13 protein-coding genes are annotated in these 13,675 nt (G+C 63.1%); 7 read left to right on the forward strand and 6 right to left on the reverse strand.

Annotation, left to right across the window (positions count from 1 at the left end):
- Positions 1-80: 80 nt before the first annotated feature.
- The 5 genes from ACF8EF_RS12880 to ACF8EF_RS12900 all read left to right on the forward strand — a co-directional run bounded on the left by ACF8EF_RS12880 (position 81) and on the right by ACF8EF_RS12900 (position 6,082).
- Entirely contained in the window at positions 81-779 is a 699-nt protein-coding gene (locus ACF8EF_RS12880; RefSeq protein ID WP_392461240.1) for a hypothetical protein, read from the forward strand.
- Complete coding sequence (locus tag ACF8EF_RS12885) at positions 779-1,378, forward strand: hypothetical protein (protein WP_021784016.1); 600 nt, start codon at positions 779-781, stop codon at positions 1,376-1,378. The genes ACF8EF_RS12880 and ACF8EF_RS12885 overlap by 1 nt, the downstream gene beginning before the upstream one ends.
- A 345-nt stretch (positions 1,379-1,723) precedes the next feature.
- Positions 1,724-2,911, forward strand: a complete 1,188-nt coding sequence (locus ACF8EF_RS12890) for a porin (RefSeq protein WP_392461241.1) — start codon at positions 1,724-1,726, stop codon at positions 2,909-2,911.
- A gap of 140 nt (positions 2,912-3,051) precedes the next feature.
- Positions 3,052-4,215, forward strand: coding sequence for a nitric oxide-sensing protein NosP (gene nosP / locus ACF8EF_RS12895; protein ID WP_392461242.1), 1,164 nt, complete (start codon positions 3,052-3,054; stop codon positions 4,213-4,215).
- Entirely contained in the window at positions 4,184-6,082 is a 1,899-nt protein-coding gene (locus tag ACF8EF_RS12900; RefSeq protein WP_392461243.1) for a NahK/ErcS family hybrid sensor histidine kinase/response regulator, read from the forward strand. Before nosP ends, ACF8EF_RS12900 begins: the two co-directional genes overlap by 32 nt.
- A 45-nt stretch (positions 6,083-6,127) precedes the next feature.
- Here ACF8EF_RS12900 and ACF8EF_RS12905 read toward each other — a convergent pair whose 3' ends face one another.
- From ACF8EF_RS12905 to ACF8EF_RS12930, 6 genes are all read right to left on the reverse strand, one after another.
- Positions 6,128-6,793: a response regulator transcription factor gene (locus tag ACF8EF_RS12905; protein WP_003254108.1), complete on the reverse strand. Its 666-nt coding sequence runs from the start codon at positions 6,791-6,793 to the stop codon at positions 6,128-6,130.
- A 54-nt stretch (positions 6,794-6,847) separates the two neighbouring features.
- The gene (locus tag ACF8EF_RS12910; RefSeq protein ID WP_176684113.1) at positions 6,848-7,408 is read right to left on the reverse strand and encodes a PQQ-dependent catabolism-associated CXXCW motif protein; all 561 of its coding nucleotides are present in this window, start codon (positions 7,406-7,408) and stop codon (positions 6,848-6,850) included.
- 313 nt (positions 7,409-7,721) lie between these two features.
- Positions 7,722-8,513: an ABC transporter permease gene (locus tag ACF8EF_RS12915; protein WP_392461244.1), complete on the reverse strand. Its 792-nt coding sequence runs from the start codon at positions 8,511-8,513 to the stop codon at positions 7,722-7,724.
- Positions 8,510-9,250: an ABC transporter ATP-binding protein gene (locus tag ACF8EF_RS12920; RefSeq protein WP_129932255.1), complete on the reverse strand. Its 741-nt coding sequence runs from the start codon at positions 9,248-9,250 to the stop codon at positions 8,510-8,512. Before ACF8EF_RS12920 ends, ACF8EF_RS12915 begins: the two co-directional genes overlap by 4 nt.
- A complete protein-coding gene (locus ACF8EF_RS12925) occupies positions 9,247-10,236 on the reverse strand; it encodes a YVTN family beta-propeller repeat protein (RefSeq protein WP_209966628.1) in 990 nt (329 codons plus the stop codon). The genes ACF8EF_RS12920 and ACF8EF_RS12925 overlap by 4 nt, the downstream gene beginning before the upstream one ends.
- Positions 10,237-10,266: 30 nt before the next feature.
- Positions 10,267-11,460: an ABC transporter substrate-binding protein gene (locus ACF8EF_RS12930; protein ID WP_392461245.1), complete on the reverse strand. Its 1,194-nt coding sequence runs from the start codon at positions 11,458-11,460 to the stop codon at positions 10,267-10,269.
- A 150-nt stretch (positions 11,461-11,610) separates the two neighbouring features.
- Between ACF8EF_RS12930 and ACF8EF_RS12935 the strand changes: the two genes are divergently transcribed.
- Together ACF8EF_RS12935 and ACF8EF_RS12940 are read left to right on the forward strand one after the other, a co-directional pair.
- Positions 11,611-12,885 carry a histidine kinase gene (locus tag ACF8EF_RS12935; RefSeq protein WP_176684110.1) on the forward strand — a complete coding sequence of 425 codons (1,275 nt, stop codon included), beginning with the start codon at positions 11,611-11,613 and terminating at the stop codon, positions 12,883-12,885.
- Entirely contained in the window at positions 12,885-13,523 is a 639-nt protein-coding gene (locus ACF8EF_RS12940) for a response regulator transcription factor (RefSeq protein WP_003254098.1), read from the forward strand. The genes ACF8EF_RS12935 and ACF8EF_RS12940 overlap by 1 nt, the downstream gene beginning before the upstream one ends.
- Positions 13,524-13,675: the final 152 nt, after the last annotated feature.

Below are 13,675 nucleotides of genomic sequence, written 5' to 3' on the forward strand. Positions count from 1 at the left end.
AGGTGGGCGGGTGTTGCAGCCAGGAAGGTTGCAACGCCCGGCCGCGTTACCTTCCGTTAAAGTGTTACCCGGGATTACCAATGCGAGCGACGCGTCGTCTTGATCTGTCAGCGGTAGAGCGCGCACTGCGCGAGGTGCAGGGCCGCTTTACCGAACTCAGCCAGCATTTCACCGAACCGCGGGACCCGTTTACCGACGAGGTACTGCTGAATGTGCTTGAAGGCTATGCGCTGATTGACGACTATGTCGCCCGCGGTATCGACCTGTTCGACCTGCAACAGCTGAACCTGATGCTGGAAATCAATGCCACCGTGCTATGCGGCAGCGATCCGGCCTGTCGCCTGGAATTCGCCCCACACCTTGCGGCAACCGAAGCGCACTTTTTCAACAACGTGGAAGGTGGCATCAAGGATTTGTACAACTGGTACTGCTCGTACCGCAGCGATTCGATCTGGAAGCGGGCGGCGGGTGTGTATGTACGCATTCTCAGCAAGCCGCAGCTGTTCATCGAAGGCAACAACCGCACGGGTTCGCTCATTGTCAGTTACTTGCTGATGCGTGCCGGGCTGCCGCCATTCGTGCTGTCACTGGACAACGCCGAGGGTTACTTCAACCCGTCCTCGGTCATACGCAACTCCGCCAAACACGGTGTCAAGGCTTTGTACGAACTCCCCAAGATCAAGAAAAAGTACGCCGCTTTCCTGGAAGCGAAGGCGCCTGAGCCCGGCAAGTTCTTCCTGAGCGGCACGCCCGAGCCTACCTGTGAGGGGAGCCGCTGATGCAACATTCATCACTGTTCGCACGAGGGCGGCAAGCCATCGAACGCAAGCTCAAGCGTGGCCAGGTACGCATTTCGTTCGATATCGACGACACGCTGGCCTGCCTGCCCGAGCACGCTGCCGCCGAGGACAGCAAACTGCCGGGTTTCGTCCATCGCTGGCTGGGTGAGCCCCTGCGCAGCGGCACCCGCGAACTGATCCGCGACCTGCGCCGCCAGGGCTGCAGCATCTGGATCTACACCTCGTCGGGGCGCACCCCGGCTTACATCCGCCGGTGGCTGATGCTTTACGGCATTCATGTCGATGGTGTGGTCAACAGCGATCGGCACCAGCATATCCTGGCCCAGCGCGGGCTGGAAAATTCACCCTCCAAGCTGCCTTCGGCTTTTGATATTGATCTGCACGTAGATGATTCCGAAGGCGTGCGCCTGGAAGGTGTCGACCACGGTTTCCGCGTGGTGGTGGTGTGCCCGAAGGATGAGCACTGGGCGCAGAAGGTGAAGGATGCGGTGGTGGATGTGCAGGCACGGCTGGCCTGGCAGCAACCGCACCGCTATGAGATGCCTGCTTGCCAGCGTTCGCAGGCGCTGGCTTCCTGAAGCCAGGAAATTCCGCTCAGACAATGTAATGGGGGCTGCTTTGCAGCCCTTCGCGGGCTCGCCCGCTCCCACAGGGGTCGTGGATATCCTGAAATTGTGGGAGCGGGCGAGCCCGCGAAGGGCCGCAAGGCGGCCCCGGTTCATTCAATCGTATTGATACCCGCCTGCCACTCCTACCTGAGCCATAAGTCTCGAACCAGGACCCAAGCAGGTACCGGGACCAAATCATCGGGCCACACCCTCCCGCCCCAAAGCACTCGCCACCCCACGCCAAAGCAGCGTTTCTGGCAATTTGCCCACTTCTGATAATCGCCTCCGACATCCCGTCCCCGTTTGGAGCGCGCCATGCACAACAACAATAAGCACCTGCCGCCTCGTGTTCTCGCAGCCGCCATCGCCAGCTTTTCTGCGCTGGGCCTGAGCAGCGTCGCCGAAGCCGAGATCATGCTGTACGACAAGGACCAGACGACGTTTTCCACCGATGGCTATATCAACGCCTTCTACGTCAACAGCGAGGTCGACCGTGAGGGCGAGCAGTTTGACCGCCGCCAGTCGCGGGTGAAGATGGGCTTCTTGCCCAACTACCTCGGCTTCAACATGGGCAAGCAGGTGGATGACCTGAAGCTCGGCGCGCGTGCCTCGTTCTGGGTAACCATCAACGACAGTGAAACCAACGGCACCGACACCGCTATCGACGTGCGCCAGTTTTACGGCACGGTGGCCAACCCCGAGTGGGGCGAGGTGCTGATCGGTAAGGACTTCGGGCTGTTCGCCCGTTCCAACATCCTGCTCGACGAACTGCTGGCCGGTTATGGCCAGGTCAGCGACACCCTGGGGCTGGTGGACGGCGGCGGAGTGTCGTTCGGCAACATTGGCAGCGGTTACCCATACCCGTTCCCTACCTCGCAGATCACCTACCGTACGCCAGTGATGGAGGGCCTGCGGGTGGCGGTGGGCATCATGGACCCGGTGGACACCAACGACAGCAGCCCGACCGGAAAGGCCTATCAGGAAAACCCACGCACCGAGAGCGAGATCACCTACCAGTTCGACCTGGGTGGGGCGCAGATCTACAGCTGGGTCAACGGCAGTTACCAGACCTCGGACAATACTGACTCCACGGTAGAAACGATCACTTCCAAGGGGGTGGGTTACGGGGTGCAGGCAAAGATGGGCGGCTGGTCGCTGACCGGCTCGGGGTTCCAGGCCAAGGGCATCAACCCGTTCTTCACCAACAATGCCGGCGAACCGGTTTTGCGCAATGTCGACAGTGACGGCTACCTGCTGCAGGGCTCGTACAAGTTCGGCAAGAACCGCGTGGCGCTGTCCTATGGCAAGACCAAGGACGATGGCAATGGTGCGGTTGGCAGCGGTGCGGACTACGAGACCCGGGGGGTGGCGCTGTTCCATGACATCAACGACAACCTGAAACTGGTGGCCGAGTACAACCAGTTTTCCATCGACGGGCATGACACCCGTGCGCAGAACGAAGACACCGATACCTTTGCGGTGGGCGCGGTATTGACCTGGTAAGCGCCCGGGGCCGCAAGGCGGCCCCGATTGACGCGGTCTTTTACGCCCATGGAACCGCCCACCCGCTACCCAAGTAGCATTCGTCACCCGCCACCACCTCCTTAAACTGATCGCTCAGCCACCCCGTGCCGGAGACCACGATGCAGCAGGCTCATAACGACGGTGTGGTCAGTGCCATGTCTCAGGCGACCGACGCGCGGCTGGCCGCCCAGGACCTGGCGCGGCAGTTGCTGCACCCGCACTTGGGTTTCGTGCTGTTCTTCTGTTCCGCCGAATATGACTTGCAGGCTTTGGGCGAAGCATTGGAACAGGACTTTGGCGGCATACGCCTGGTCGGCTGCACCAGCGCCGGTGAAATCACACCGTTGGGCTACGGCCGTAATTGCGTGACGGCGGTGGGCTTCGATCACCGGCACTTTTCGATCGCCACCGCGTTGATCGATGAAATGGAGCGCTTCAGCCTGATCGACGCGCAACAGATGGTCGAGCGGCTGGTTGGCACCTGCCGCAGCAATACCCTGGCGCCAATCAAGGGCCACAGCTTTGCACTCACGCTGCTCGATGGCTTGTCCAGCCGCGAGGAGATGGTGCTTGCCGCTCTCAGCGCAGCGCTGGGGGATATCCCGCACTTCGGCGGCTCGGCCGGTGACGACAACTACCTGAACCGCACCCATGTGTACTACGGCGGTACATTCCACAGCGGCGCAGCCGTGGTGGTGCTGGTCAACACCTGGCTCGACTTCGAAGTGTTCACCACGCATCACATCCTGCCGCGCCAGGAAAAGCTGGTGGTAACCGGTGCCGACAGCGCCCAGCGCCGGGTTTTCGAACTGAATGCCGAGCCGGCGGCCGAGGAATATGCCCGCCACATCGGTGTACCCGTGGCTGCGCTCGATCACCGGGTGTTTGCCGCCCACCCGCTGGCCGTGCGCATTCATGATCAGTACTACGTGCGGGCGATCCAGCAAATGCATCCTGACCTCAGCTTGAGCTTCTACTGCGCGGTGGAGAACGGCATCGTGCTTACGGCCATGACCCCGGGCCCGCTGTTGCCGAACCTGCACCAGCTGTTCGATGGCCTGCACCAGCGTCTCGGACCGTTGCTGCTGACCATCGGTTGTGATTGTTTCCTGCGGCGGCTGGAGCTGGAGGCCCATCACGGCCTGGAGCCGGTCGGCGCGTTCCTGCGCGAGCAACGGGTGATTGGCTTCAACACCTACGGAGAACAGTTCAATGGCATGCACATCAACCAGACCTTTACCGGTGTCGCCATTGCCCGCAACCGGCCTCCTGTCGGTCGCTGAACTGCAGGCCGAGCTGACCCGGCTGCAGCACCAGAACCACAAGCTGCAGCGCATCAATGACGCACTGATCGAGCGCATCGAGTCGGGCGTGACCCGGGGCAACGACCCATACGCCGCGTTCCAGCATTCGGTGGTGCTGGCCGAGCAGGTGCGTGAACGCACCGATGCGCTGAACCAGGCCATGGCCGAGCTCAAGGCCGTCAACCGCCTGCTCAGCGAGGCCCGGCAGCGGGCCGAGACAGCCCACCAGCACCAGATTCGCCTGATTACCGACAACGTCCCGGCGCTGATCGCCTACCTGAATGCCGATCTGGTCTACGAATTCACCAACAAGGTTTACGAAGAGTGGTATTGCTGGCCGCATGGCGTGATGCTGGGCCAGAGCCTGCGCGCGGCCCACAGCGAGCAGCACTACCAGCGCCTGGAAAGCTATGTGGCGCGGGCACTGGCAGGGGAGAGCGTGACGTTCGAGTTCGCCGAGACCAATATCAACGGCCAGGAACGCTACATGCTGCGCTCGTACGTGCCGAACCGCCTGGCCAGTGGCGAGGTGGTGGGCATCTTCGTGCTGATCCGCGACATCACCGAGCGCCGCAACACCGCGCAGGCGTTGCACCAGGCTTATCAGCATCTGGAGCAACGGGTACGTGAACGCACTGCCGAACTGACCAGCCTCAACGACCAGTTGCTGCGCGAAATCGAAGAGCGCAGCCAGGCCGAGTTGCGTCTGCGCGAGGCCAAGCGCGAGGCCGAGCAGGCCAACCTGTCGAAAACCAAGTTCCTTGCTGCGGTCAGCCATGACCTGTTGCAGCCGCTGAACGCGGCGCGGCTGTTCACCAGCGCGTTGCTCGAGCGCGACGAGCCGCAGAACGCTGCCCACCTGGTGCGTAATGTCAGCAATTCGCTGGAGGATGTGGAAAACCTGTTGGGCACGCTGGTGGATATTTCCAAGCTCGATGCTGGCGTGATCAAAGCCGATGTCGCCCCGTTCGCCCTCGGCGAACTGATGGAAAACCTGGCCGCCGAATACGCCCAGGTGGCGCGTAGCGAAGGGTTGGCGCTGCACTTTGTGGGGTGTTCTGCCGTAGTGCGCAGTGACATCCAGCTGCTGGCGCGCATCCTGCGCAACCTGCTCAGCAATGCCATTCGCTACACCCGCAGCGGGCGCGTGGTGCTGGGGTGTCGGCGCCAGCGCGGTGGTGTGCGGATTGAAGTCTGGGACAGCGGCATCGGCATTGCCGAAGAACACCTGGAAGACATGTTCCTGGAGTTCAAGCGGGGTGATGTGCAGCGCCCGGACCAGGACCGTGGGCTGGGCCTGGGCCTGGCGATCGTGGAGAAAATCGCCGGTATCCTCGGCCATCGGATCCGCGTGCGGTCATGGCTGGGCAAAGGCTCGGTGTTCGCTGTCGAGGTGCCGCTGAGTGCCACCGCACCCAAAGCCCAGCCGAGCCAGGCGATCTGCGAGCCGATGCTCGAACGCCTGCGCGGGGCGCGGGTGTGGGTGCTGGATAACGACGCGGCGATTTGCGCGGGCATGCGCACCTTGCTGGAAGGCTGGGGCTGTCGGGTGGTCACTGCGCTGTCGGAGGAAGACCTGGCGCGTCAGGTGGACAACTACCACGCCGAGGCCGACCTGCTGATTGCCGACTACCACCTGGACAATGACTGCAATGGTGTCGACGCCGTAGCGCGGATCAATGCCCGCCGTGCCCAGCCGCTACCGGCGCTGATGATCACTGCCAACTACAGCAACGATCTCAAGCAGCAGATCCGCGAGCTGGGTCACACACTGATGCACAAGCCCGTACGGCCCATGAAGCTCAAGACGGCGATGAGCCATCTGCTGGCCAGTGGCGTGGCATAGCGGTTGGCCGCTTCGCGGGTTGACCCGCGAAGCGGCCGGAACAGGTCAACGGCGCAGATAATCAGCAAAATCGATATCGCCGGCACTGAGGATGGCTTGTACCCGGTTGTGCACATTGAGCTTGCGCAAGATCGCCGAAACGTGGGCCTTGACGGTGGTTTCGGCGATGTCCAGCGTGTAGGCGATCTGCTTGTTCGATTCGCCTTTGGTCATGCGCTCGAGCACCAGCAGTTGCTTGCGGGTCAGGGCCTGGAGCATTTCCGGCGGGAAGCTCGGGGCATCGTTATGGCGCCGGCTGGTACTGCTTTTCTGCGCGCGGATGATGTCTGGCGGCAGGTAGACATTGCCATTGAGGATCTGCTCGATCGCTTCGATCATCTGTGAACGTGGCGACGACTTGGTGATGAAGCCCACGGCACCGTAGGTAATGGCCTGCAGCACGATCTGCTTTTCCTGCTCGGCCGAAACGATGACCACCGGCGTGGTCGGTGCCTCGTTGCGCAAGGTGATCAAGCCATTGAGGCCGTGCATGCCGGGCATGTTCAGGTCGAGCAGGATCAGGTCGAGGTCGTCATGCGCCTGGGTCAGGGCCAGGGCGCTTTCAAGGTCGGCGGTCTCCATGACCTCGCTGCCCTGGAAGCCGTCGCTGATGACGTTGTGAATGGCTTCGCGAAACAGGGGGTGATCGTCGGCAATCAGAATTTTGTACATGGCCTTTTCACCTTGTTTTTATTGGATGGAGCGGGGCACGCCTACGCAGGCATTTCAGGGGAACGGCACCGGCTGTGCCGGCTGCAATGGCAGGTTGGCTTGCTGCCAGGCATCCAGGCCGTCGCGGTACCAATACAGGTTGTTATAGCCCAAGGCTTTCGCGCGTTTTACCGCGTTCCAGCTTAACCAGCAATCGGAGCGGCAATAAAAGACCAGTGGTTGGTCCGGGTGCCCGGCGGTGGCTTTTTGCAGGTTACGCACGAAGTAGTCCTGCCATGCCGGGCTCAGTGCGCCGTCGCCGGTGTTGGCCAGCCACAGGCTGCCGGGGAGGTTGCTGTGCGGTTCGTCTTCTATGAAGCGACCTTGCAGCCATTGACGGCGATAGACGTCGATCAGCACCGGCCGGGGCGTCTGGCCCAGCAGGCTTTGCAATGTGGCGGTGTCGACGACCTGGCCGCCTTCGACCTGTTGCGGGGTCGGGCTGCGATAGTGCGTGGTGCGATAGCCGTCGGCGGAGAACAGCGGCGCCGTGTCAGCCTGGGCGATACCTAGCGTCAGGCTCAGCGAAAGTACCGCCAGCAAGGGGCGTGGCAGCCGGGGCAGGGCACGTGGCATGGAGGTTTTCCCTTTTTGTTATGGACTCATTACATGCCAGTGGCGGTGCTTTGTGAATGCGACGATAGACAGTAAATGCAGTACTAAAGTAGTAGATGGCCGGGCGCCTGAAGGCATGGAGACGCCCTAGGTGTGGGAGCAACTGTCTTGCTCAATTTCTGAAAGCTGGCGCGATCCGCGTGGGAGCGGCCTTGCGTCGCGAAAGGGCCGCGCAGCGGCCCCAGGATCTCGGCATCATGCATAGATTGCTGGGGCCGCTTTGCGGCCCAATCGCGACACAAGGCCGCTCCCACACGCGTTGCACGCCAGGTTTTCAGCGCGGCTTGCGCAGCGCTGCATGCTGAGGGTTGAAGGTGAGGATCGCCAGCAGGGTGAACAATGCGGTCAAGCCCAGGCACACCGCCAGCGCCAGCATATTCAGCCGCTCATAAAGCGCAAACCGCACCAGCTCTACGGCATGGGTGAACGGATTCACAGCACACAGCCAGTACAACCACTGACTGGCCTCGCGCATTTTCCACAGCGGGTACAACGCCGAAGACAGGAAGAACAGCGGGAAGATCACGAAGTTCATCACCCCGGCGAAGTTCTCCAGCTGGCGGATGGCGTTCGACAGCAATAGCCCCAGGGCACTGAGCATGAAGGCCACCAGTAGCAATGCCGGCAGGGCCATCAGCAAGCCCGCAGCCGGTGGCTGTACCCCGTATAACCAGGCGATGGCGAGGAAGGCATAGACTTGCAGCAGGGAAATCAATGAAGTTGCCAGCAGTTTGCTGCCCAGCAGGAACGGGCGTGGCAGCGGGCTGGTCAGCAACACGCGCATGCTGCCCATCTCGCGGTCGTAAACCATCGACAGTGAGCCCTGCATGCCGTTGAACAGCAGAATCATGCAGGCCAGGCCGGGGATGATGTACACCTCGTAGGGGATGTAGGTGTCGTAGGGCTCGATGATGGCAATGCCCAGCGCTGCGCGAAAGCCGGCAGCGAATACCAGCAACCACAGCAGCGGGCGCACCAGCGCGCTGAGCAGGCGTGTACGCTGCAGCACGAAGCGCAGCCATTCGCGCAGCATGATGCCGTTGAAACATTGCCAGTAAGCGTTCATCGGGCGTTGGCTCCTGAGGGGGCGTTGGTCAGGCGGGCAAAGGCGTGATCGAGGTCACCACCGTGCTCAAGGCTCAGCGCATCGGCGGTGCCACTGGCCACCAGGCGCCCCTGATGCAGAATCAACAGGTCATCGCTGGGCTGCACTTCGTCCAGCAGGTGAGTGGCCCACAGCACACTGAGCTGCTGCTCGCGGCACAACCGGCGCAGGTGCTGGTTAAGCGCCAGGCGGCTGGCCGGATCGAGGCCGACGCTGGCTTCGTCCAGCAGCAGCAGGCGCGGTTCGTGCAGCAGCGCGCGGGCAATTTCTACCCGCCGCCGATGGCCGATGTTCAGCTCTCGCACACGATCGCGCCGGCGTTCACCAAGGCCTTGGCGGGCCAGTTCGGCTTCGACCCGCAGGTTGCTCTGGCGCCGCGACAGGCCATGCAAGGCGGCGTGGTAACGCAGGTTCTGTTCAACGCTCAGGTCCAGGTCCAGGGTGCTTTGCTGAAACACCACGCCCAGCTGGCGCAAGGCCGGGCGTGCAGCGTTGCGTAGCGAGCAGCCGCACACGCGGATGTCGCCATGCTGCAGGTCGTACAGGCGGGTGAGCAGGGCGATCAGGGTCGACTTGCCGGCACCATTGGGGCCCAGCAATGCGGCGAAGCGCCCGGGTGCCAGGCTGAAACCGACCTGCCTGAGTGCCTCGCGCTGGCCATAGGCAAAGCTCACGTCACTGACATCGAGGGCGTTCATGGTGTCACCACCACACCCCAGGGGTAGCGCCCGACCTTCACCGACTTGAGCACTTTGAGGTTCTTTGCATCAATGACCGAAACGTCACCGCTGACACCGTTGGTGGCCAGCAACTGGCGCTGGTCCGGGGTGAATGCCAACTGCCAGACCCGCCGCCCGACCAGCAGGTAGTCGAGCACATCAAAGGTCTTGGCATCGACTACCGCCACATGGTTGGCCGGGCCCAAGGCGACGAAGGCGTACTTGCCATCGGCGCTGAGCTTGATGCCCACTGGCTGGACTTTGTCCGGGTGCACGCCCTTGATCTGGAAGTTCAGGGTTTTCAGCACCTGGCGCGTGGCCACGTCGAGTATGGTCACCGTGCCGCCGATCTCTGCCGAGGCCCACAGGTGCGAACCGTCTTTGCTGAACTCGACGAAGCGCGGGCGCTGGTCGACCAGCGTGCTGTCGGCCAGGGTCTGGGTGCTGGTGTCGATCCAGTGCAGCATGTTGGTGGTTTCGCTGGTGTTGACCGCCCACTTGCCGTCAGGGCTGACCGCCATGCCTTCGGGTTCGATGCCAACGTCGATCTGCCCGAGTACCTTGTCGGTGACGGTGTCGATCACCGTCACCAGCGCATCGTCCTCGTTTGATACATACAGCCAGCGGTCGTTGGGGTGCAGGGCGAACTGCTCGGGGTCCTTGCCGGAAGGCAGCTCCTTGATGATCTTGCGGGTGGCCACGTCCATCACCTGCACCCGGTCCGAATCGCTGGCGCAGATATACAGCAGCTTGCTGTCGTGCGACAGCAGCAAGCCACGCGGGCGCTGGCCCACCGGCAGGGTTTCGGTGACTTCCAGCGTTTGCATGTCGATCAGGCTGAGGCTGTTGTCCTTCTCGTTGGAGACCCAGGCGGTGGCAGCCATGGCGTGACTGCTGGCCAGCGCCAGGGCGCCCGACAGCAGGCTGGGGTAAATCAGGGCCCGGTGGAAGAGGGGGCGGCGCATGGCGGATTCCTTATTGTTGTGGTTGTCGGGTCAGGGGTAGCTACACGTCACTTCGGGCTTGTCATAGCCCAGGCTGTCCATTTCGTTGAAGGGATGCAGGAAGCCCTCCTGCGGCGAGGTGCTGACCAGGGCGCGGGGCTGAACCAACGGGATGGGCTGGCGCAGTTCGCCGTTCCACGGGCGGTAGCTGAGCTTGCGCCCCTTGAAGCCGTCCAGCGGCAACTGCTCGCTGAGCAGCAGTTGCTGAACCGCGCGAGGTTCGGCCAGGCGCAGCTTGCTGGCCGCACTGGCGACACTGCGTACAGCCATCCAGGCGGCGAAGTCACGGTCATTCATCCAGCGCCCGGCCTGGGCCTCGAAGCGTTTTTGCAACTGCGCCGCCCCGAAGGTTTCCACCGTCTTGTGCCAGCCCGTGGGGGTCAGGCCCTGGGTACCGGCCACCGGGCGCGGATACCACGTCTGGTAAGGCAGGTACTCGCCGAAGTCACCGCGCTCGTCGGCCACCAGCACCACGTCGTATTCGGCAGTCTGGGTGAACAACGGCATCTCGGCCTGGGCGCTGCGGCGCTGGTCGTTGTCGAAGGTCCAGGTTTTTTCCGCAACCAGTTGCACGCCAAAACGCTTCACCGACCGGCGCAGGGCAGCGGCGTACGCCTGGTCGTCCGGGGTCTGGCCGACCACCAGCAGTGCCCGTTGCCATTTGCGCAGTACCAGGAACTGCGCCAAGGCATCGGCCAGCATGGCCCGGCTCGGCAGGCTGTGCAGGACATTGCCCAGGCACTGGCTGCTGCGCAGGCTGTCGTCGGGGCTGCCGGCGTTGAACAACAGGCTGTCGGGCAGGGCGGTAGACAGCGCGCGCAGGCTGGCGGCCGGGGCATTCACCACGAACAGGCGCAGGCCTTGTTCATGCTGGGCCCTGGCGGCTTGCAGCAGGGCCTCGGGGCTGTCGACGTTGGCGCTGGTCAGCTGAAATTGCTGCTTCAGGAAACGTCCGGTGCTGTTGCTGTCGGCAATGGCCAGTTCGGCACCTTGTAGCCCGGCATCGCCGGGTTCGGGGATGACGTTGGACAGCAGCGGGCCAGCGGCGGGGCGATAGCCCAGGTAGCCGATGCGTATGTGCAGCGGGGCTGCGGCCTGGCCCTGAGCGGCGGGCGCCAGGGGGGCAGCCAGCGTTGCGGCCAAGGCCAGCAGGCAGGTCAAGGCAAGGTGGGCAGGCTGGCGCATAACACACTCCACGGCAGATGGCGCCAGCATAGGAAGCCCGCCGGGAGGGGGAAATATGCAGAAAGTAGCGCTCGGCCGGTACCAAGGTAGTAATTCAGTGCGGGGGCCGCAGTTTTACGATGGTCCACAACGGCCTGAGGAGAACCGCTTGTGCGCCTTGTCAACTTGTCGGCCCTGTGGCGAGTCAACCTCTGGGTCACGTTATGCTTCGCCTTGGTGACACTGGCTTGTGCCGGGGTGCTGTTGCACCAGGCGGTGGCTGACGTCGAGCGTGAGTTGCAGTCAGCCGAAGCGGTGGTGGCGTACCTGGGCGACACCGCCGAACGCGACCCGGTAAACCTGCAGCCCGGTTTAACCAAGAGCCTGCGCCATGTGCGGGTGCATTGGCTGGCAGCGGGTGAGGTGCCAAGGCTGCCGCAAGAGGCTGGTATGGATGCCTGGCTCGGCCGCCAGTTGTTCGGCGAGCGCTACCACAGCAGCCGGCTGCTGGACTTGAGTGATGGCCGTCGTGTGTTGATTGCCGTGGATGCGCGGGATGAAATCGATGAAGTCTGGGACTCCCTGCAACAACTGCTTGGCGTGTGTGGCCTGGCATTGTTGCTTAGCCTGTTGACCATCCGCTGGGCGGTACGGCGGGCCATGAACCTGCTGGATGAGCTGCTGGGCGCCTTGCACCAGGTCTCGGGCGGGCAATTGACGGCACGCCTGCGCGAAGCCGGCCTGCCGGAAGCGCGCCAGTTGGCGAAACACTTCAACCGCATGGCCGCAGCCCTGGAGCAGGCCCAGGCCGACAATGCCCAGCTGACCCAGGCCCTGCTGGCGGTGCAGGAGCAGGAACGTACCCAGCTGGCGCAGACCCTGCACGATGATCTGGGGCAATACCTGGCAGGCATGCGTGCCCAGCTATGCCTGCTGCGTATGGTGGCCGAACAGCCAGAAGTGGTGACGCAGACGGCGCAGGCCCTTGAACTCAACTGCGAGCGCCTGCAGCAAGGTTTTCGCGCGCTGGTGCACAACTTGTATCCGGTGGCGCTGCACTACATGCCGCTGGCCGAGGCCTTCGGGCTGTTGGTGAGCCAGTGGCAGGCCAGCCAGGGTATCGAATGCCGGCTGCGGGTTGGCGAGCACTTGCCGGCGCTGACTGGGCCGAGCAGAACGCATTTGTACCGCTTGTTGCAGGAGGCGCTGACCAACGTCGCCCGGCATGCCGGTGCCAGCCAGGTGCGGGTACGCCTGCAGCGCAGTACCAAGGGCTTGCGCCTATTCATTCGCGACAACGGCTGCGGCGCCCACCAGCCCCAGCGCCCAGGGGTAGGCCTGCACTCGATGGCCGAGCGCGCCCGCAGCCTTGGGGGCGAGTTACGCATTTTCAGCCGCCCGGGGGGTGGCTGGGCGCTGGCCCTTAACATTCCCGAGGAGGTGTGATGAATATCGTGTTGGTCGATGACCACGCCGTGGTCCGCCAGGGCTACGCCAGCTTGCTGCGGGCGGTGCTGCCATTGGTGCAGGTACGTGAGGCCGCCAGTGGTGAAGAGGCGCTGGCCAGGGTACAGGAGCAGGTGCCCAACCTGGTGATCATGGACTTTGGCCTGCCTGGTATCAGTGGCCTGGAAACCACTCGCCGCCTGCGCCAGCGCCTGCCGCAGTTGCGGGTGCTGTTTTTCAGCATGCACGACGAACTGCCGCTGGTGCGCCAGGCACTGGATGCGGGGGCTTCGGGCTACCTGACCAAGAACTCGGCGCCCGAGGTGCTGATCGAGGCGGTGCAACGGGTGTTGGCCGGACATGCCTACATCGAGCAGCCCCTGGCCACCCAGCTGGCTTGCTTGTCACAGCAAAGCACCAGTGACCCGCGGTTGCAGCGCATGACCCAGCGCGAACTGGAGATATTCACGATGCTGGCCAAGGGTACCCCGGCGCGGGTGATTGCCGAGCAGTTGTGTATCAGTGCCAAGACCGTGTCCAACCACCTGACCTTGCTCAAGAGCAAGTTGCAGGTCAGTTCGCATGCCGAACTGGTGCATCTGGGGATTGACCTGGGGGTGGTGCGGGTGGCGGGGTGAGGTATTTCATTGCACCTGTTGGGGCTGCGTCGCAGCCCACCGCGCACAACGGAATGAGTCCCCCCCCGACATGTGTCTACCACCGATCTGTGTGTAGGAGCGGGTTTACCCGCGAATACGGTAGCGGCGGCAACAGTGAACGGCGGGTGGAA

Origin of the sequence: Pseudomonas sp. zjy_15 (genome assembly GCF_043101865.1) — a bacterium.
Taxonomy (GTDB): Bacteria; Pseudomonadota; Gammaproteobacteria; order Pseudomonadales; family Pseudomonadaceae; genus Aquipseudomonas; species Aquipseudomonas putida_Y.